General features: G+C 45.6%; 22 protein-coding genes. 15 read left to right on the forward strand and 7 right to left on the reverse strand.

All coding sequences use genetic code 11. The annotated features are described in order from the left end of the window. The first annotated feature begins 371 nt into the window (after positions 1-371). A complete protein-coding gene (locus ACSAZL_RS18915) occupies positions 372-1,772 on the forward strand; it encodes an MATE family efflux transporter (RefSeq protein WP_440946119.1) in 1,401 nt (466 codons plus the stop codon). 61 nt (positions 1,773-1,833) lie between these two features. Here ACSAZL_RS18915 and ACSAZL_RS18920 read toward each other — a convergent pair whose 3' ends face one another. Beyond that, the gene (locus ACSAZL_RS18920) at positions 1,834-2,217 is read right to left on the reverse strand and encodes a winged helix-turn-helix transcriptional regulator (RefSeq protein ID WP_440946120.1); all 384 of its coding nucleotides are present in this window, start codon (positions 2,215-2,217) and stop codon (positions 1,834-1,836) included. Positions 2,218-2,455: 238 nt separating this feature from the next. Between ACSAZL_RS18920 and ACSAZL_RS18925 the strand changes: the two genes are divergently transcribed. From ACSAZL_RS18925 to ACSAZL_RS18980, 12 genes are all read left to right on the forward strand, one after another. Continuing rightward, positions 2,456-3,013, forward strand: a complete 558-nt coding sequence (locus tag ACSAZL_RS18925) for a flavodoxin family protein (protein ID WP_440946121.1) — start codon at positions 2,456-2,458, stop codon at positions 3,011-3,013. Positions 3,014-3,272: 259 nt separating this feature from the next. Continuing rightward, the gene (locus ACSAZL_RS18930; RefSeq protein WP_440946122.1) at positions 3,273-4,037 is read left to right on the forward strand and encodes a 4Fe-4S binding protein; all 765 of its coding nucleotides are present in this window, start codon (positions 3,273-3,275) and stop codon (positions 4,035-4,037) included. Between the two features lie 109 nt (positions 4,038-4,146). Then, positions 4,147-4,671, forward strand: a complete 525-nt coding sequence (locus ACSAZL_RS18935) for a nitroreductase family protein (protein WP_440946123.1) — start codon at positions 4,147-4,149, stop codon at positions 4,669-4,671. 136 nt (positions 4,672-4,807) lie between these two features. Next, a complete protein-coding gene (locus tag ACSAZL_RS18940; protein ID WP_440946124.1) occupies positions 4,808-5,041 on the forward strand; it encodes a putative quinol monooxygenase in 234 nt (77 codons plus the stop codon). A gap of 121 nt (positions 5,042-5,162) precedes the next feature. Continuing rightward, positions 5,163-5,750: a flavin reductase family protein gene (locus ACSAZL_RS18945; protein WP_440946125.1), complete on the forward strand. Its 588-nt coding sequence runs from the start codon at positions 5,163-5,165 to the stop codon at positions 5,748-5,750. A gap of 123 nt (positions 5,751-5,873) precedes the next feature. Continuing rightward, positions 5,874-6,449, forward strand: a complete 576-nt coding sequence (locus ACSAZL_RS18950; protein ID WP_440946126.1) for a flavodoxin family protein — start codon at positions 5,874-5,876, stop codon at positions 6,447-6,449. A 72-nt stretch (positions 6,450-6,521) separates the two neighbouring features. Beyond that, complete coding sequence (locus tag ACSAZL_RS18955) at positions 6,522-7,163, forward strand: NAD(P)H-dependent oxidoreductase (protein ID WP_440946127.1); 642 nt, start codon at positions 6,522-6,524, stop codon at positions 7,161-7,163. Positions 7,164-7,334: 171 nt separating this feature from the next. Beyond that, the gene (gene modA / locus ACSAZL_RS18960; RefSeq protein ID WP_440946128.1) at positions 7,335-8,153 is read left to right on the forward strand and encodes a molybdate ABC transporter substrate-binding protein; all 819 of its coding nucleotides are present in this window, start codon (positions 7,335-7,337) and stop codon (positions 8,151-8,153) included. 158 nt (positions 8,154-8,311) lie between these two features. Further along, positions 8,312-9,109, forward strand: coding sequence for an ABC transporter permease (locus ACSAZL_RS18965; protein ID WP_440946129.1), 798 nt, complete (start codon positions 8,312-8,314; stop codon positions 9,107-9,109). Then, positions 9,106-10,167, forward strand: a complete 1,062-nt coding sequence (locus ACSAZL_RS18970; protein WP_440946130.1) for an ATP-binding cassette domain-containing protein — start codon at positions 9,106-9,108, stop codon at positions 10,165-10,167. Before ACSAZL_RS18965 ends, ACSAZL_RS18970 begins: the two co-directional genes overlap by 4 nt. A 221-nt stretch (positions 10,168-10,388) precedes the next feature. Beyond that, entirely contained in the window at positions 10,389-11,180 is a 792-nt protein-coding gene (locus tag ACSAZL_RS18975; RefSeq protein WP_440946131.1) for a nicotinate-nucleotide pyrophosphorylase, read from the forward strand. A 25-nt stretch (positions 11,181-11,205) separates the two neighbouring features. Beyond that, positions 11,206-12,129 (forward strand): Rossmann-like domain-containing protein, encoded by a 924-nt coding sequence (locus tag ACSAZL_RS18980; RefSeq protein ID WP_440946132.1) that lies wholly within the window; start codon positions 11,206-11,208, stop codon positions 12,127-12,129. 216 nt (positions 12,130-12,345) lie between these two features. Here the strand turns inward: ACSAZL_RS18980 and purN are convergent, their stop codons facing one another. The 3 genes from purN to ACSAZL_RS18995 all read right to left on the reverse strand — a co-directional run bounded on the left by purN (position 12,346) and on the right by ACSAZL_RS18995 (position 15,180). After that, entirely contained in the window at positions 12,346-12,960 is a 615-nt protein-coding gene (gene purN, locus ACSAZL_RS18985; protein WP_440946133.1) for a phosphoribosylglycinamide formyltransferase, read from the reverse strand. Positions 12,961-13,049: 89 nt separating this feature from the next. Then, positions 13,050-14,048, reverse strand: coding sequence for a hypothetical protein (locus tag ACSAZL_RS18990; protein ID WP_440946134.1), 999 nt, complete (start codon positions 14,046-14,048; stop codon positions 13,050-13,052). Positions 14,049-14,430: 382 nt separating this feature from the next. After that, positions 14,431-15,180, reverse strand: a complete 750-nt coding sequence (locus tag ACSAZL_RS18995; protein WP_440946135.1) for an SIMPL domain-containing protein — start codon at positions 15,178-15,180, stop codon at positions 14,431-14,433. Between the two features lie 275 nt (positions 15,181-15,455). On the opposite strand from ACSAZL_RS18995, the gene ACSAZL_RS19000 reads away from it, so the two are divergent. Continuing rightward, on the forward strand, positions 15,456-15,572 hold the full coding sequence (locus tag ACSAZL_RS19000; protein WP_440948905.1) for a hypothetical protein: 117 nt from the start codon (positions 15,456-15,458) through the stop codon (positions 15,570-15,572). Positions 15,573-15,987: 415 nt separating this feature from the next. After that, positions 15,988-16,710, forward strand: coding sequence for a class I SAM-dependent methyltransferase (locus ACSAZL_RS19005; RefSeq protein ID WP_440946136.1), 723 nt, complete (start codon positions 15,988-15,990; stop codon positions 16,708-16,710). 177 nt (positions 16,711-16,887) lie between these two features. Here the strand turns inward: ACSAZL_RS19005 and ACSAZL_RS19010 are convergent, their stop codons facing one another. Genes ACSAZL_RS19010 through ACSAZL_RS19020 form a run of 3 tightly spaced genes read right to left on the reverse strand, consistent with a single transcriptional unit; the run spans position 16,888 to position 19,458 of the window. After that, entirely contained in the window at positions 16,888-18,189 is a 1,302-nt protein-coding gene (locus tag ACSAZL_RS19010; RefSeq protein WP_440946137.1) for a formylmethanofuran dehydrogenase subunit B, read from the reverse strand. 2 nt (positions 18,190-18,191) lie between these two features. Next, positions 18,192-18,581 (reverse strand): molybdopterin dinucleotide binding domain-containing protein, encoded by a 390-nt coding sequence (locus ACSAZL_RS19015; RefSeq protein WP_440946138.1) that lies wholly within the window; start codon positions 18,579-18,581, stop codon positions 18,192-18,194. Between the two features lie 10 nt (positions 18,582-18,591). Then, positions 18,592-19,458 carry a formylmethanofuran dehydrogenase subunit C gene (locus tag ACSAZL_RS19020; protein ID WP_440946139.1) on the reverse strand — a complete coding sequence of 289 codons (867 nt, stop codon included), beginning with the start codon at positions 19,456-19,458 and terminating at the stop codon, positions 18,592-18,594. Between the last annotated feature and the right edge of the window lie 3 nt (positions 19,459-19,461).

Below are 19,461 nucleotides of genomic sequence, written 5' to 3' on the forward strand. Positions count from 1 at the left end.
AATTCGGGCCCTGTACGGAGCAAACTAAAGAAATATTACAATGTTCTGAATCCCATACGTTTTACATCCAGATAAAAGTAGGGCTTCAACTTAATGCAGGCGTACAAGTGGAAGACTTATGTACCTGTTGAGTGGTATTATTCCTACCTGTTGAGTGGTATTATTTTTACCTGTTGGGTGCGGGGTTCTCATTATTTCGGCAGACGAATGCATTTTCCGGAAGCTCTTCTGAGGTATTAATCCCGATTTTCCCCGGATACAGGCCTTTTGCCGATAAACCCTTAGATAAACCTTATATTATATAGGTGATTTTGAGAGTACTCATAACCCAATATAAAAAAAATATACGAAAAGGTTCGAGGAATTTTCAGGTGGACGAAAGAAGTCAGATGCTTGCAAACGAGAAAATAAGTAAACTTCTCCTTAAACTTTCAGTGCCGGCAATGGTAGGAATGCTGGTACAGGCTTTCTATAACCTCGTAGATACGATATTTGTAGGTCATGCCTACGGAGCAGACAGTATCCAGGCTATCGGAGGAATTGCCGTAGCCTTCCCGATCCAGATGGTAGGGATGGCTGTAAGCCTTGCCATAGGGATAGGAGGCTCATCCATAATCTCCCGCCGCATGGGAGAAAGGGAGATGAAAAAAGCAGATAAAACCTTTTCAAACCTGATATTCCTGTCCATTCTTTCAAGCCTCCTGATCACGGGAGTCGGGATTTCCTTCATAATTCCCCTCCTGAAACTATTCGGAGCTACGGACACTATTCTCCCCTACTCCCTCGAATACCTGGAAGTAATCCTTTACGGGACAGTACTTTTTTCCCTCGCAATGGTGACAAATTCCGTTGCCCGCTCCGAGGGGAATGCAAAGGTTGCCATGAACTCCATGATGATGGCAGGAGGTCTGAACATAATACTCGACCCCATCTTTATTTTTGGTTTCGGGATGGGGATCAGGGGAGCTGCCATTGCAACGGTCCTGGCCCAGGGGATAGGAGTGCTTTACATTACCCGGTACTTCCTGAGTGGGAAAAGTACACTCAGGTTCCATCCTGCTGACCTCAAGCCTGACAGCAAAATCATAAAAGAAGTCCTGGCAATAGGAGCATCTCCCTTTGCACGCAATGTGTCGAGCAGCTTCATGATAATAATCCTGAACAACCTCCTCGCCTTTTACGGAGGAGATATAGCCATCGCTATTTTCGGGATCATCAGTAAGCTCCTGATGTTTACCTTAATGCCCATGTTCGGAATTATCCAGGGCCTTCAGCCGATCGTAGGCTTTAACTACGGGGCAAAAAACTTTGGGCGTGTCAGGGAATCGGTAAAGCTCGCTATCATTATCACCACAGGCATGTCCATTGCAGGTTTCCTGGTACTATACCTGTTCCCGGAGCAGCTTTTCGGGATTTTCAGCGGAGACCACCAGCTGATAATTGAAGGAAAAAACGCCGTAAGAATTGTGGTACTGGCAACTCCCTTGATAGGCTTTCAGGTCGTAGGAGGAGCTCTTTACCAGGCGCTTGGCAAAGCAAGGCCCTCCCTGTTTTTATCCATGTGCAGGCAGGTGCTATTCCTGATCCCGCTGGTGCTTGTACTCCCGAAATACCTTGAACTCTTCGGGGTCTGGGCAGCCTTCCCGCTTGCAGATACCCTGGCTTTTGCAGTAACCCTGATCATGGTTATCCGGGAGTTCAAACTGCTAGCCGAAAAAGGAGAAAATATGAGAAACGACCCTATAAGAAACGACCCGCTTGCAGGGAATTAAGCTACTTTCGGGAATTGCTCACTTTTAATTACACGTTTTTAACTCCGCTGATAAAAGACAGTTACTCTGAAAACCTGTCAGCGGCTTTTACTTCCTCATTTTTACCAAGAATGCACTCTCTGCCAAGGTAGCCGTTTCCCCATTCACAAAGCGCTTCCAGGACCGGAAGTACGGTTTTTCCAAATTTTGTGAGAGAGTATTCAACCCTGGGCGGGACCTCGGGATAGACCTCCCTGAAAACAAGTCCGTCATCTTCAAGTTCCCGGAGCTGTTTTGTAAGCATTTTGGGAGAAATGCCCTGCATATTCTGCTGCAGTCCTGAAAAACGCAGTTTCTCTGCTCTCAGCTGCCAGAGGATAAGGGGTTTCCATTTGCCCCCTATGACATCCAGGGTAGCTTCCACAGGGCATTGATAGTGTTTTTTGTTGTTCCTCTCGCTAACCATAAATTCTCATTCTATCCTTTTTGTTACTAAGTATCCGGATTGTATGTATGGTATATAAGTATAGTAGTTGCAAATTAAATAGCAGCACGCGCAGATTACGTAATGCAAAAAAATTTACAAATCGTTTCTGGAAATTGTTTATAGAAGCAATTTATAGAAGTCATTTACAGATCTGACAGATAAATGTAATTAAAAAAGAATTGATGTAATTAAAAAAGCATTAAAAGGTGTGAACAAAATGAAAGTCATAGGTATTGTCGGAAGTCCCCGAAAGAACGGAAACACAAATATCCTCGTCCAGCAGGTCCTTGAAGGCGCGGCAGAAGCAGGGGCTGAGACCCGGAACTTCTTCCTCAACGAGATGGACTACAAAGGCTGCCAGGGCTGCAACTACTGCAAAGCCAATGACAAATGCAAGCTTGAAGACGACCTTGTGGAGCTTTTCGATGAACTGTTAGCAGCTGACGGCGTTGTCTTTGGCTCCCCGATTTACTTCGGCCAGTTTACAGGCCAGATGCGGCTTTTCCTTGACCGCTGCTATTCCCTCATAAGTGCAGACTTCTCCTCCCGCGTCCCGGCCGGGAAAAAGGCTGTAATTATAGGAACTCAGGGAGCCCCCGACGCTGCTGCTTTCAAAGGAGTCTTTGAGGAGTTTGCAGGACAGATCTCAAACTTCATGGGCATGGAAGTAAAGGATACGATAGTAGGAGTCGGATACCACGCCCCCGGAGAAGTAAAGGGCGATGTAGAACTTATGGAAAAAGCGAAAAACGCAGGCTTTAACCTGTTTAAGTAAGCAGACATTAAAAAAAATCAAAGCTGCGCTGACACACCCTGCTATAAGCAACGGGATGTGTTCGCGCCTCTTCTCCAATGCCACAAACCCCGGACATGTTAATCCCGGACATGTTGATACATGTTAATGAGTGAAATATTAGAATTAATGGAAAAAATAGTAGAAAAAAACGACTCTCTGTGGCAATAATGAATTATAAAGAAGGGATGAACCTACGCCTGAAGATCTGAAAAAAACCCTCCTGCAGAAATGTGAAAGTATGGATATACCCATGGTAGGGGTTGCCAGTATTGAGAGATGGAATAAACCTCCTTTTTTGCCGTGGATACCTGAAGAATTCTATCCTCAATCCATATATCCAGAAACAAAATCAGTGATAGTTATCGGATTGCCTGTCCCTCTACCGGTGCTGGAGACGTCCCCTTCGATATATTACCGCGAACTGTACAATACTGTAAATACCTTACTGGATCAATACACATACCGACTTGCCAATTTCTTGACCGATAAAGGATACCCGTCTATTTTCGTACCTAGAGATGGGTATGGGAACATTCAGGTACTTATGGAAAATCCCATTGCATTCTTTTCTCACAGGCATGCTGCTTTGCTCGCCGGCCTGGGGAACTTTGGGGTAAATAATACTATCCTTACCCCGGAGTATGGCCCCAGGGTCCGTTTCGGTTCAATTCTGTCTACAGCTGAACTTCCTCCAGATCCGATGCTGGAGACTGAACTTTGCACCCGCTGTATGCGTTGTGTAAAAATGTGCCCATCGAATGCACTAAATCGGGAAGATTACCCCGGCGGACTAACGGACAAGAAAGCCTGTTCCTCTTACAGTGCCGAATTACACAAGCGTTACATTTCACCGTGCGGAATATGTATCAAGGTCTGCCCGGTAGGAAACGATAGAGCGCTATATAAAAGGGACAACGATGCAATATATGTGGATAAGGATCTTTTTGCCAGCCATCATAAAGCCTGGAAGCATGTCAGATCTTATGGCGGAAAAAATCTGTAATTACCCGAATTCAATAAACAGGTAAAGAAAGTAAAACAGGGGGTGAGAGAGAACTGCAGAGGCATTTTCTCACCCGGATCTTTCAGGAATGAACAGGGGGCGTCTGAACATGGAAACTCTTGAAGCAATCCACACACGCAGAAGTATTCGAAAATATACTGACAGGCCAGTTCCGAGAGAGCTTGTAACCGAACTATTGAGAGCCGCAATGAGTGCTCCGTCCGCAGTTAATGCCCAGCCCTGGGTCTTTATTGTTATTGATGACCGGGAAATCCTCGATGAAATTCCCACATACAGCCCCTATGCCGGCATGTGCAGGGAAGCTCCTCTTGCAATCCTGGTCTGCGGAGATACAGCCCAGGAAAAAGCACCGGGATACTGGGTACAGGACTGTTCGGCAGCCACTCAGAACCTCCTGCTGGCAGCTCACGATACAGGGCTTGGGGCAGTCTGGACAGGGATTTATCCCGTAAAAGACAGGGTTGAGAGCTTCCGAAAAGCCTTTGGGCTACCGGAACATGTATTTCCTCTCGGGCTTGTGCCTATCGGCTACCCAGCCCAGGAGCCCGAATCTCAGGACAGGTACAGGGAAGAAAAAGTTTACCATAACCGGTACGGTCAGAAGAGAGAATGAGGCTGTAATACTGACAGAATCAAGAATTGACAGAATCAAGAACTGAAAGAACAGGACTCTGTACAGGCTGGTGATTTTATTGACGATAAGGGTTGTTGCAAAAAATCAGGTCAAACCTGAAAAAATTCAAGAATTTATGAATTTGTGTAAAAATCTGGTTGAAGAATCCGTAAAAGAAGAAGGCTGCATAGAATACGGGGTATATCAGGAATTGGAGAATTCGGGAATCCTGACGATGTTAGAAGAATGGAAAGATGAAAGCAGCCTTGACGAACACTTAAAATCCAATCATTTTACAGAAATATTTCCTCTGCTTTCAGAATGCCTTGAGAAAGAAACTGAAATTAGTGTATACAGAAAAAAGCTGTGATTTACCTTTTCCATTCATATCTTTTTCATTCCATGGGTTCTGCTCCCACGCGTTTTTTGAAGAAGCTCCATCAAACTCGATATAAGATATGAACGCATAAATAGGCTGGGGGAAAGGAATAATGGCAGAGAAAATCAAGATCAATAACAACATATTCATCTATCCGATGCCTGTGACCCTCCTCGGGGCAAATGTGAAAGGAAAAGCCAATTTCATGGCCCTGGGCTGGGTCAGCCGAGTGAATGGAAACCCGCCAATGCTTGGAGTTGGAGTCAGCAAATCCCATTATACGCCAGAAGGTATAATGGAAAACGGAAGTTTCAGTGTGAATTTCCCTTATTCCGAAATGGTGGAAAAAACCGACTATTGCGGGCTTGTTTCCGGGGAAAAGGTTGACAAGTCAGGCCTGTTTGAAGTATTCTACGGAGAACTTGAAACCGCGCCCATGATCAAAGAGTGTACGCTGAACCTTGAGTGCAAGCTTGCAGAAACCTTAGAGTTTCCGACAAACTACTTTTTTGTAGGGGAAATTATTGCAGCTTATTCCGAAGAGCGATACCTGACACAGGGAAGGCCGGACATCAAGAAGATGGAACCCCTGCTCCTTACCATGCCGGATAACAGCTACTGGACCTTAGGGGACTATGCAGGAGAGGCCTGGAAAACGGGAAAAAGTCTGATGGCTAAAAAAGGGACCGAAGAGGGTTAACAGCTGAAGAAGAGAAATCTGAAAAGGATTAACAGCTGAAGAAAAAAGCCTGAAAAGGACAAACCAGCTGAGGATGATGAAACTGAAAAATAATGAGCAGGAAATAATTGGGGGATACAGACAATGAAAGTAGTTGCATTTAACGGAAGCCCGCGGAAGGAGGGAAATACCGCCTCCCTGATAAAACATGTCCTTGCCGAGCTCGAAAAAGAAGGAATAGAAACCGAAACCGTGCAGATCGGGGGGAAAAGCGTCCATGGCTGTACAGCCTGTGCAAAATGCTATGAGAACAAAGACAAGAGGTGTGTAATTGACAAAGACATCGTCAATGAATGCATTGAAAAAATGCTTGAAGCCGACGGCATAATCCTTGCTTCGTCTACATATTTCGCAGACCTGACACCTGAGCTTAAAGCCCTTATAGACAGGGCAGGGTTTGTTGCCAAAGCCAATAACGAAATGTTCAGGTACAAAGTGGGAGCAGCTGTTGTTGCGGTCAGGAGAGCCGGGGCGGTCCATGTCTTTGATTCTATCAACCATTTCTTCACGATTTCCCAGATGGTAATTCCAGGGTCCAGTTACTGGAATATTGGAATAGGGCTTGCTGAGGGGGAAGTCGAAAAAGACGAAGAGGGCATCCGGACCATGCAGGTGCTGGGACAGAACATGGCGTGGTTACTGAAGAAAATAAATGCATAACTCTACGGAAGAAGCAACCTCACCTATTTATTCCGGGAAACGAATTTCATGAATACAACAAGGGGGAATAAAATGAAAGTCCTGTATGTCTATGCACATCCTGAGCCAAAGTCCTTTAACGCTGCCATGAAAGATACAGCCATCGCTGCCCTGCAAGAAAAAGGGCACGAAGTGAAGCTCTCAGACCTTTATGCAATGGAATTTAACCCTGTCCTGAAAGCTTCGGACTTCCCTGAGAGAAAAAATCCGGATTTTTTTAATCCTTTCCTCGAAGCTATCAGAGCCTCAAAAACAGGGGCTTTTTCACCCGACATTAAAGAAGAGATGGAAAAAGTGAAATGGGCTGACCTGCTGATCTTTCAATTCCCTATTTACTTTACAGCCATGCCAGCCATAATGAAAGGCTGGATTGACCGTGTCCTGGCTCCGGGGTTTGGTTTTAATCCGATAACTAACAGTGCCTATGACACCGGGCTCTTCAAAGGAAAATCTGCAATGCTGACCTTCACCACCGGGTCCCCGAAGGAAGTGTATTCCGAAGGCGGGACACACGGAGATATTCATAAACATCTCGAATCCATAACTCACTGCGTTTTTGAGTTTATGGGAATGAAGGTGCTGCCTTCTTTTACAGTCTATGAAGCCAGTAGTATGACAAAGGAGAGAGGAGCCGAAGAACTTGATGGATATAGAAAGAGAATCTCTGAGCTATAAATAAGGAAGAAAACGCCTTTATTTCATTTTTTAGAATTCGGGGCTGGAAAGCAGCCCTAATTCTAGAATACTTCTAAATAATATTTTAATAGAATATTTTTATAAAAAACTTTATTAATCGTTATGTATGTTCAGACATATCATTGAATTTCCACCTGAAGAGGTTCTTGAATGAAAAAAGTCTGCGCATTCATAATTATCATGATACTGTCAATGGCCCTGGCCGTCTCCGGCTGTGCTGAGAAAGGAACATCCACACCTGTTTCGGAAAACCTGGAAAAAGAGTTTGCCGGGAGGCAGATAACGGTTTGTTCCGGTGCCGGGCTGATAAAGCCCATGAACGAATTGATAGGGAATTTTGAAAACGAGACCGGAGCGGATATTGAGGTCCGATACGGAGGAAGCGCCGAACTCTTCGGAATCCTGACCTCAAAGGAATGTGATGTTTTTATTCCCGGAGATTTCTACTACACCGGGCAGGCTATGGAAAAGAATTATGTTTTCAATGAAAGCGTAACCAACCTGACCCTGCACGTCCCGATAATTGCAGTTCCCGAGGAAAACCCGGCAAACATAAGCAAGCTCGAAGACCTGGCAAACCCCGGAGTAAAATTGGCTCTCGGAGACCCTAAAGGCCCTGCTATAGGCAGAGTCTCGGAAGCAATATTTACAAAGGAGGGAATCCTTCCTGAAGTTGAGAATAACACAATTGTCAAAACTGCGACCGTAAACCAGCTTCTCATCTATATTGTATCCGGAGAAGCGGACGCGACAATCATCTGGGAGGATATGGCAAGCTGGAGTGAAGCCAGCGGAAAACTCGAAATTATCCCGATTCCCGAAGAACAGAATAAAATAAAGACCATCCCCACCGCGGTTTCTGTTTATACCGAAGACCCTGAACTGGCAGAAGCATTCAATACTTACATTGCAGGTGAAGAAGCAGAAGAGGTCTGGGAAAAATGGGGCTTTGAGCCATGCGATTCATAAAATTCCCGGATGTCTCAAAATCTCCAGATGTCTTAAAGTCTCTGAATATCTTAAAGTCTCTGAATATCTTAAAGTCTCTGAATATCTTAAAGTCTCTGAATATCTTAAAGTCTCTGAATATCTTAAAGTCTCTGAATATCTCGAAATCCCCAGAAATCATGAAATCTCCGGGCACGAATTACTCCTGGTTCAGGAACTTTACCATTGGCATTGCCTTCTTCTTCACTTTGCTTCTTTTTTTATCCGTAGGGGTCCTGCTCTTCGTCCTCACGCCCTCGGAAATCCTCTCAGCCCTGCTTTCGGAAGAGATGTTCTATTCCATGAAGCTTTCTATGCTGACCTCATCAGCTTCGACCCTTTCGGTCATGTGCTGCTCGATCCCGACAGCCTATGCCCTTTCCCGCTTTTCATTTCCGGGAAAAAGCCTCATAAAAGCAGTACTCGGGCTTCCGATGGCATTTCCTGAACTGGTTATGGGCCTTGCCCTCCTGCTCCTTTTCGGGCATGGTTTTCTCGGGCCTTACCTTGAAGCTGCGGGAATAAAGGTGACCTTCACAAAGCTCGGGATAGTGGTTGCCCAGTTTTTTGTCGCCTTTCCTTATGCTGTAAGGGTTATCTACTCCACCTTCGAAGACATCAACCCGCGGTACGAACAGGTCTCGAGAAGCTTCGGGTACGGGGAGTTCGAGACTTTCAGATACGTAACCCTTCCGATGGCCAGAAGCGGACTTTTTGCTTCGAGCATAATTACCTTTGCCCGCTGCATAGGGGCTTTCGGGGCCGTACTCGTGCTTGCAGGAGGCTCTTACATGCACACCGAGGTCCTGCCCGTGACCCTCTACCTGAACATCTCCTACGGAAACCTGGAAATGGCGGTGACAAGCGGGATTTTGCTCATGGGGATCGCTTTTCTTGCAATCCTCAGCTTTGAAAGGTTTGAAGGGGGAAGGCTGTGAGTTTCCTGGAAGTCAGGGGCATCTGCCTTGACGTGGGGAGCTTCGAACTCAGGGGCATAGACCTGAGAGCCGAAAAAGGGGACTATGTAGCGCTTATAGGCCCCTCAGGAAGCGGGAAATCCCTCCTGCTTGAAACCATAATAGGGTTTTACGGGCCCAGGAAAGGAAGCGTATTCCTTGAAGGCAGGGACATAACCTTCTTTTCCCCTGACAAAAGGCAGATCAGCATAGTGTACCAGGACAACATGCTCTTTCCCCATATGGATATTTTTGAAAATATCGCATACGCCCTCAAGAAAAAGCTCAGGGACAAAAAGCAGATCGAAATTGAGGTAACGCAGATTGCCGGAGTCCTCGGGATAAAAGAACTTCTGCACAGGAAACCGGACACCCTGAGCGGAGGAGAAAAACAGAGAGCATCCCTTGCAAGAAGCCTGGTTGCCAGGCCAAAGCTGCTCCTTCTGGACGAGCCCTTCAGTGCCCTTGATGCAAGGACAAGGGAAAAACTCAGGGAGATGCTGAAAAAGGCAATTGCGGACTACAGCACCACTGTCCTTCACGTGACCCATGATTTCGAAGACGTCTGGGCCCTGGCAAACAGGGTGGTCGTCATAAGAAAAGGGGAAGTTATGCAGGCAGGAGACCCGGAATCCGTTTTCAGGCGGCCGTCTCCCGATTTCGTGGCCGAGTTCCTTGGCACCAATGTGCTGAAAGGAACGGTAAAGGCTCTTGAAGGAAAACTCGCAGTGATCGAAGCCGATGGCCTGGAGATCTATTCCGCAGACCCCGCCGAGCCCGGAGAAGATGTCACGGTCTCCATCCGCCCGGAAGAGATAATTCTTGCCAGAGAGGCTGTGGAAAGTTCGGCCCGGAACACCTTGAGGGGAAAAGTCTCTGGAATTTTCAAAAAGGAGCACCTTGTCGTGGTTGAGGTGAAGATGGGTAGTGCGGAAATTAAAGCCGTGATTACGCCGACTTCATGTGAAATGCTCGGGCTCGAACAGGGCGGGGAAACATATGCTGTGTTCAAAGCTTCAAATGCCAGGATAATAAGGTGAACCCGATCGGGAATGAGGTAAACAGCAGTCAAAGTTAACACGGACAGGTAAGGTTAACGGAATCAGAAATGAAGTTAACACGGATCAGAAACAAAGAAATAGATACGAAAAGCCAGCAGCCAGGAAAAGTCAAGCAAAATGTCAGAAACGTCAAGAAAAACATCAAGAAAAACGTCAAGGAAAGAAATAGAAACATGAAATAAAAATTGTTGAGGCAAAACATGATAGATCTTTTTGACCTTTACTTTTACGAGGATTGTCCCTATCAGGACGAAAGCGCAGAACTGCTCAGACTTGAAGGCAGGGGAAAAATGAGGATTATCTCAAGAGAAAACGGGACCTGTGCCTGCGCCGGGGAGCTGGCGGAGTATTATGAAAGAAAAGGCCTGAAAATCCTGAATTACCTCGGAGACGGCATGACTTTCAAGCCCGGGGATTCGATTTTCGAAGCCGAAGGAGACCTCAAACTCCTGTTCAGGTTCTGGAGAGTTTCCCAGACTTTCCTCACCCTCATGTGCGCCATTGCCACAAAAACAGCCTCTATGGTAAGTGCAGGCCGAAAGGCAAACCCGGACCTTGTTATTGCAACAAGCCGGAAGACCCATCCCGGGTCCAGGATATTTGAGCTTAAAGCCGTCCGGGCAGGCGGAGGAGATATCCACCGAAACTCACTCAGCGATTCCATCCAGATCAGCCAGAACCACCTGGAAGCCGTTGGAGAACTGGGAAGGCTCAGAGCTATGAAGAAGATAGAAATCGAACCCCGGACAAGGGAAGAAGCATTCAAATATGTCGGAATGGCAGATATTATGCTCCTTGATCACCTTTCCCCGGAAGAACTGCAGGAACTCGGGCCCGAACTAAAGAAGCTCAATCCCAAACTCGAACTTGCAGTGGGAGGAATTGAAGCGAAAAGGATTCCTGAATATGCTTCCTTCGTTGATATTATCGTCATAAGTGCTCCGTATTATGCAAATCCCCTTGACTTTACAACGAAGATTAACAGGATATGAGAAAAAAGAACAAGCAGGTAGCAGCATGCCGGGAATAAAATATCTCGGAAGGACAAAACTTCCGGAAAAAAAGGAAAACAAGGGAAAAAAGGAGGGGGGAAGAACAGAAATGGAAAGAAGGAAGGAGGAAAAAGAAGGAGGAGAAGGAGAAGAAACCGGAATTCTGTCCATCCTCGTAGCTGTGCTTAAAAGAGACCTGGGCCCTGCCCTTGAAGAAATCGAAGTAAAGGATGTAAGGATAGGGCTTGCTTATACCGGAGTCCTGATTTCCGAAAACTACGGGGGCGTTGCCTGCACTCCTCTCTACGAGTTTTCCTGCTGCCCTGCTCTGGGTTTTACGGAAACCCTGAAAGGGAAAACTGCGGATAAGGTGCTCGAACTTGCCCTGTCGGAAAACCCCCTTGAAGCAGCAGTCGGGATTGCAACCGCAAACGCTCTTTCCCACATGCTGCGGGACCTGGAACCCGAACACTTCCAGCGCTCCTACCTGGACATCCTGGACCTGATAAAGCCCGGGGACAGGGTTGCAATGGTAGGTTATTTCGGACCTCTAGTCCCAAGAATTCTGAAAATAACCGAGAAACTCACAGTCCTCGAAAAGCGTGAGATCGAAACTCCCAAAACCAGGACCCTCCCTTCGGACAAAGCCAGAGAAATCCTCCCTGCATCGGATGTTATCATCCTCAGTGCAAGTACTCTTGCCAACCGGACCTTCGATGAACTCCTTTCCCTCCGGGGTGCAGCAAGAGAAGTTGTCCTGCTCGGGCCAAGTGCCCCTCTCTACCCGGAACCCTTCTTCAAGCAAGGAATTACAGCAGTAATGGGTACCCGGATCATCGCCCCCGAGACCATGCTTACAGTTGTAAGCGAGGCGGGGGGAACTAAGAAACTGCACCAGTACTGCGGTGAGAAGGTTGCGTTTCAAAATAAAAAAGAAAAACAAGAATAGGCCTGCTTGAGAGAAGCGAAACGGACAGCGCACTGCAGAGCCGCAACCCTGCCGGAAAAGCTGCACAAATACCGAGGCGAAAAGGTTACTTTCAGAAGAAGCTAAATAAACCCGCCTATCCCCCCTTCTGCGCGAAGATGTTGTGATATCAACATCAGCGCCAGGTTACATGGACACAGTGGGTGAATGAATAACCTGTCATTGCCATTTTTATAACTATAATTTGATTACAGCTTCACTTATTAGTTTCAAGGTCTCCACATAGAAGGCGTTTTCTCTTTCAAGTACCCTTTTTGACAGGGTATCTATCGTGTCACCTTCCAGAACCTCAATTTCACATTGCCGGATTATCTTTCCGGTATCATATTCCTCTTCTACCAGATGAATTGTAACTCCTGTTGTTTTCTCTCCGGCATCAATAACCGCTCTGTGTACATGGATTCCATACATTCCTTTGCCACCGTATTTGGGCAAGAGCGAAGGATGAATGTTGAGTATACGGCCTTTGTACTGTTTCAAAACCTTAGGTCCTAACTTTTTCATGTACCCGGCAAGAGCAACTATGTCTGCACCACTTTCAGTCAGTACTTTACATATTGCTTCATCTAATTCATCTTCTTCCGGATATGTTTTATTGCTTAGATAATATTCAGGAATTCCTGCTATTCTTGCCTTCTCCAATGCCCGCGAATCTGAATTGTTGCTTATAACAGCACATACTTCCCCGTTCAAATCTCCTCTTCTGCAAGCGTCAATAATCGCTTGCATATTGGTTCCTGTGTGCGAAGCAAATATTGCAATATGTAATTTCTTTGTATCTTCACTTTTCATAAAGAACTCCGACCGTGAGTTTTAATCAGCAGCAGGGCAATAAATCTTAAGAAAAGTCGTTTTTGAGGAACCTGCTTAAGATGAGAGTTCTATTTTCTTGTTTTAACCAGGAACAATAAGCTCAGGACTAGCATTATTGAAGTAAAGCCAGGTGTTTGATTGGTTGCTTCGGTACCATTAATCTTTTCTTCATTAGCAGATAAGCTGGTACCATCGCTTTCATTCACACCTGGAATCTCATCTTCTGGTAAAAGCTCTTCATCTTCGATTGGCACTTCTCCCCATTCAAAAACTACTGGTGCTTCACTTACGCCTTCCTGTTCACAGTGGTCCTCAATTATCAGATATATTTCATCAATCATTGAGTCATTAACGCTTTTCAGTGAGTTTTTATCAAACTCCACAAATATGTATCCTCTATAGTCATAACCATAAGCAACCAGTGGCCCGCCATTTCCCAACATATAAGGATCAAGTTCATCTCTGAAACTATGGATACAATTTCCTGCAGTCTCTTCCCATTCCACTTTTTCGCTGGCATCTGTAATTACAGGCATTGTTCCCCTAGTAGCAATGAACCCGGGTCCATATTTAACTTCCTCGAAAATCTGAGGCCCATAATCCGGTAACGGGAGATCCTCCTCATCCCATGCCCACATAAAGACAACAGGAATATCACTTATTCCTTCCTGCTCTTCACAATAATCCTCAATTTTCTGATACATCTCGTCAATTCTGGGGTCATCTACTTCCCCTTTATAGGCAGATCCCAGTTCGATTATTATTACATCACTGGCAGCAACGCTTTTTATAGAGCGATCAAATTCTGAATATGAAGGTCCTATTCGGTTAAGATTTAGCCAGCAATCTACAATTGAATTTTTCCACTTCTGATCAGCTGTTTCCGGTATGTTTCCCCTGTAGGCTATGAAAGAGGGATCATTTACAAATTCCTTTATAGAATCAGGGATTTCATCAGATTCGGAATCGTTCGATTCACTGTTGGCTGCACTTGCAGAACCGAAAAATAAAAAACAAATAAATAACGTAAACACCAGCCATTTGCCGAGATTCCTTCTTTTGAGCATTTAAATCGGACCCTATTGGTTATTTTGGAAATTTAGCTATACTATTGTTTGAAATAATCTAAAAATCAAGCATCTTCGAGTTTATAAAAAATGAAAGGTTCAGACAGTTTGGCATTCTATGCTACTGGCTTCAGAGCTCAACTGCATAGTTTCCTTATATGAGACATTTGAATAGCATAAAATACTTTTTAAATTTTTGTATTTTTATAGCTACGTACTTAAAAAGAGAATCTTTTAAAAATACTTTTTCTGTTTACTTTGGCTGTAACTCTGTCAAAAATTGACCCGAGAAGTTGCAAACAATATTCTTTATCTGCAACTCCTGATCACCTGTACGCTTGTGCTCAAACAGCTTAGCCCAACTTTGAATTATAAGGATTTCTTATTCAATGTAATACGTGACCTGTACTGACATTGAAACGGTAGACTCGCCTGGCTGAATAGGAGTGGAACCTGCTCCTGAGTCCTTTTCTTCTGTTGGCATTTCGTATTCGTAATAGACTCTGGAACCGCCGCTTTCACTTATGGATGAGGTCTGCACGCCAGTAATCTCAACCCCCAGGCTCTTAGCAAGCGCAGTGGCTTTTGATGATGCATCAGCTACCGCCTCATTCATCAGGTCTTCACGAAGCTGCTTTTGCATATCATCGGATACTGAAAAGGAAATACTTCCAATTTCATTAGCTCCGGCGGCTGTGGACCTGTCAATGATCTCACTCAGGTTGTCGAGATTTTTGGTTGTGATCTGCACGCTGTTGGATGCAGAGTAACCTGTGATTGTTCGTTCATTATCGTAGTTGTATAGCGGGTACACGGAAACATAGGATGTTTGTATTTCCTTGTCCTGCAATCCCATTGCTTTGAGTTCTGCTATCACAGCGCTCATAAGGGCTGCATTTTCATCGGACGCTTCCTTTGCAGTTGCAGCCTGAACTACCACACCTATTCTCAATGTCGCTGTGTCAGGGACAACTTTCTGCTCAGCATACCCACTCATGGAAATAGTATTTTCCGCACCCTTTTCGGACCCACTCTGTGAAATGGCATATATCGTTGCTGACATCAGTACCAGAACAACTGATAGCGCAATGATAACGTAATAAGATTTGTCGTTTTTATTTTCCTGTGACATTTTCACATACTCCTTTTTCAATGATTTGTTAACTGGAGATTCAACCAATTCTAGCAAGTAATAGATGTACACGCACATATTAAAGAATTCCTTAAACTTCAACTACGGCCGCAGTTATAACAGTCACCTGATAGTGAAGGAAAAATATGCATAAAGTAATGAAAGAGGAAGAAGGTGAAAGATGAAAAAAGAGTTTCTGTGGAAAGGGCGAAGCAAGGTAAGTTGTCCTGCTCGGCCCAAGCGAACCTCTCTCCTACCCCATTTTCAAGAGAGGGATTACTGCAATAATGGGAACCCGGATCATTGATCCCCGGACAATTCTCACAGTTTTCAGAGAGATAGGAGGCACTGGAAAACTTCACATGCACTGTGGAGCAAAGGGTAGTTTTTAGAAAGGGAGCCTGAATTTCCAGCAGAACGGATTTATTCTTTAATACTTTTTGAAATTTTGATTCGTATTTACCTTTATCTTCAATTGAAATTATATGATTCTACCGGGAAAGAATTGAAATGAAAAGTAGTTCTTAAAAATTATACCCATGTGTAATAATGACATTTGATATCATTTTCATTAATTTAGATTAAATACAGGAAATGAGTAATATAAAATATTAAAAATAAAAAGTAACCGTTCTTAATTGTTAGAATTGAAGATAATTTAATGACATACTGTATTTTTATTAAGAAGGCAATAAGAATACAGTTAAGTCATGAAATAAGCTCCATAAGCTCTTAAATAATAGATCATCTTTGAGGATATTATAGGGGACAGATAAAGAAAAACGCGAGACCTGGGGGTATACAAATATGTTTGGGGGGTATGAAAGGAACGTGTCCAAACAAAAGGATTTCTGGATAGAATTTTTCGCAAATAGGAGAGACGGTGGCCACAGATCTTCATCTGAAGAATTTATTTCCATGGAAGCTAAGGAAAAACTATTCCATCTTGATGGGGGCAAAACACTGCTTGACTTCGGATGCGGTGCAGGCGAACTTCTGATTTACTACACACCGGAATATGAAAAGCTTGTAGGAGTTGATTTTTCCGCATCCATGCTTGACGAAGCGAGCAAAAGAATTATGGAAAGAAAATATGGGAATGTATCTTTAATCCAGGCTGATAACAAAACTGTCTGGGATAAACTGGAATCCTCTTTTGATCGAATAACCGCAGCTGGAGTGATCCAGTACCTCACGGATGAAGAAGTTGATAGCTTCATCTTTAATGCGTCAAATTATCTTAATGAAGGGGGTAAAATAGTATTGTTCGACATACTGGACCCCCGCTTATATCCATTGTGGAAAATAGGACTGTTCTCAGAAGAAGCAGGCATCTGGAAAATTTTACGTAAAGTCGGTTTTGAGTTAAAGGTTATATTATCGGCAAGCTTGAATAATCGTCCGAGAGACATTCTCGGGTTTGCCCACGATCCCAATACAATTAAAAAAGTTGCAAGTAAGTATGGTTTTGAGACTATTTTCGTACAATCAATGTATTATGAATATAAATATCACGCAATAATGTATTAGACTTAAAGACTTAATGGGGGTACGGAAGCTTCAAAATTAAAGTCTTAAAAAAGGATCATCATCGCTGAATCTCTACCTTAAGTTTTCAAGAAAAAAGGCGGGAGAGAGACTACTCCCTCCCATAGATATTGCTTTTTCCTTCAGCTTATATGCAGAAAGAAAAAACCGGTAAATGATTTACTTCCTTGCTTTAATCTTCTCAAAGAGCTGCTTCAGGGTGTCTTCGTTGCTCTTCGTAAACTCGAAGGGAGAGCTTGTAAAAGGCTCGAAGTGTACTGCCACGTCATCAAGCCTGTAGAAGGTTCCGTCACATTCCATGGCGTCAATGACTCCGGGGAGCACGACATCCGAAGCGGCTGTGCTCGGGCAGGGAGCGATGTCCAGGCAGACCATTGGAATTTCGGCAAGATAGGCTGCACAGTCCGCAGGGATGTGACAGACAAGGTCAGCGCACATCACAAGGGCTGCATCCACGTCCTTTTCCCTCAGCACGTCCACTGTTGTGTATTCGCCGGGGTTGTAACGCGGGTGCCCGCGCATGAAGTCGAGCCCGAAGGGGTAGCCGTACATGTAGGAGGCGACCTGGTTAAAGCCCGCCACGTTACAGTGGCCTCTGAGAGCTCCGAGGGTGAACTTGGCGTAGTTGTTCAGCTCCTTTACAAAGTTCATGGCAATTTCGGCGTTCCTGTGCTTTCCCAGAGAGGAAGAGAGCCCGAGCCCCACGGAGATAGCCCCGAAGTTGCAGTTCTTCATCATATCGAGCATCTCTTCCATGACCGGAATGGGGACTCCTGTGATCTCTTCTACCGAAGGGTGGGGAGTTTTCCCGTGGAGCAGGGTGAGGAGAGCACTTATCAGTTCGTAGTCCGAGCTGGGTTTGAGCTGCACGTGCAGGTCGGAAGCTACGGCAGTCGGAGTTCTTCTCGGGTCCACGGTGATAACTGTTCGGTCAAAACGTCCGCGTTTGGTCCAGTAACCTCTCGGGAAAACTCCGTACCTGGACATCTGCCTGGGCATGGACTCGAGAGGGTTGGTTCCCCAGTAGACTATGAGGTCGCCTCTGTTTTTCTTCTGCCCTTCGGTTGCACCGACTTTTCCGGACTCCTGAATCCCCATTGCTGTCGGGCCGTGGCAGATAGTAGCATTGGAGTCAACAAGCGCACCCAGGTATTCCCCTATCTTGAGCCCGATTTCATGGGCCTCGCAGGAAGTCTCACTGCCCATGAAGAGCAGGGGGCGCTTTGCCGAAACAAGGATATCGGCAGCTCTTTCAAGAGCTTCGTCCCAGGCTGCAGGGGTCAGTTTGCCGCCATCTTTTATTAGGGGCTGTCTGAGCCTGTGGGAACTTACGACCTCCTTGAACTTGGCATTCCCCATTTTACATGCGTTTCTGGCCTCAATCTTTCCGTCCCCGAACTCAACCTGGATATCATCACAGGCTGCCCCGCAAACAGGACAGATTATGTTTTTGTAAATCATGCTCACTGCCCTCCGATATAAACTTTCAACACCACATCTTCGGCACTAAGAACCTCTTCTTCCGAGGGCTCAATATTTACGGGGGCGCCCTTATAGAGAGGGGAGCCCGTAGAAAGGGTATCAGGGTCGATGACAACATTTGACCAGATAGCCCTCGGCATGAATACCTGCCCCGGCTGGACCGAATCCGTACATTTCGTATAAACGACAATCGAATGTTTTCCGTCCCTGCTTGTTACTTTCACCTTCTCAGGGGAGCAGAGCAAGATGAAATCCGCAGGAGAAATCCAGCAGGATGCACACTCCATAGTGTAATCGTCCGTGAACTTGTCCCCGCCTTTGGCAAGCCTGCCTTCATCAATCGTACTTCCGGTAATGAGTAATACTTTCATGCATCTCACCTCAGAGTTCCGGGTTTGCGGCTGCAGACACATAGAGAGCTCCTTTTGCCCTCTTGCTGATCGCATAGTCCCCTGTGAACTTCTTGAATTCGCCTATTAACTCAACTTCACCCGAAGTGACCTTGTTTTCCATGGACACGAATTCGAAACCCGGGGAGAAGCGCTGTATTTTACCTCCTATAACTATGGTTCCGCCTGCCATTTCCACGCCCACTGTGCGGAGAGCTCCGCCTTTTACAACAATGAGCCCGCCGTTCTGGCGAATCCCGCAGAAGCCTTCAACATTGCCGTCCACCAGAATTTCACCGCCGTCCATGCCGCCTCCGAGATTGTGCCGGGCCGAGCCTTCGATCACGATGCGCCCGCCTTTCATGCCGTGCCACTTACCTCTGTAAGCACAGCCAACATGGTCCCCGGCATTGCCCTTGATGTGCAGGAGCCCGCCAAGCATTTCCATGCCAGCCCAGGAATCGGCATCTCCATGGACGAGAATCTCGCCTCCTTTCATTCCGGTCCCGACATGCATGCCTGCGGAACCCTCAATTTCAATTTTTCCTGCACTCATGCCTTCCCCGATCCTTTTGATCCTCATTGCGTCGCCTTTTATGCGGATCATGGTCCCGGCAGCAGAACTGCCCGCATTGCCTGTCACTTCAAAGAAATCGGAAAGGGGATAGGTCTTTGGCCCCTGCCAGACGGAAAGCATCCCTATTTCTCCGGCACTTTTGCCTGCAAAGGAGTCAGGAGTGATCACGTCTGCTTCCAGCTTAATGTCGATTTTTCCTTTAGGAATAAGCGTTACTTCTTCCATTTCTCCGGCAATTTTGCCAGTATCGGTTTTTTTATGAATAAGTACTCCCTCTGTCATCAC

The sequence above is a fragment of the Methanosarcina mangrovi genome (genome assembly GCF_052057765.1).
Taxonomy (GTDB): domain Archaea; phylum Halobacteriota; class Methanosarcinia; order Methanosarcinales; family Methanosarcinaceae; genus Methanosarcina.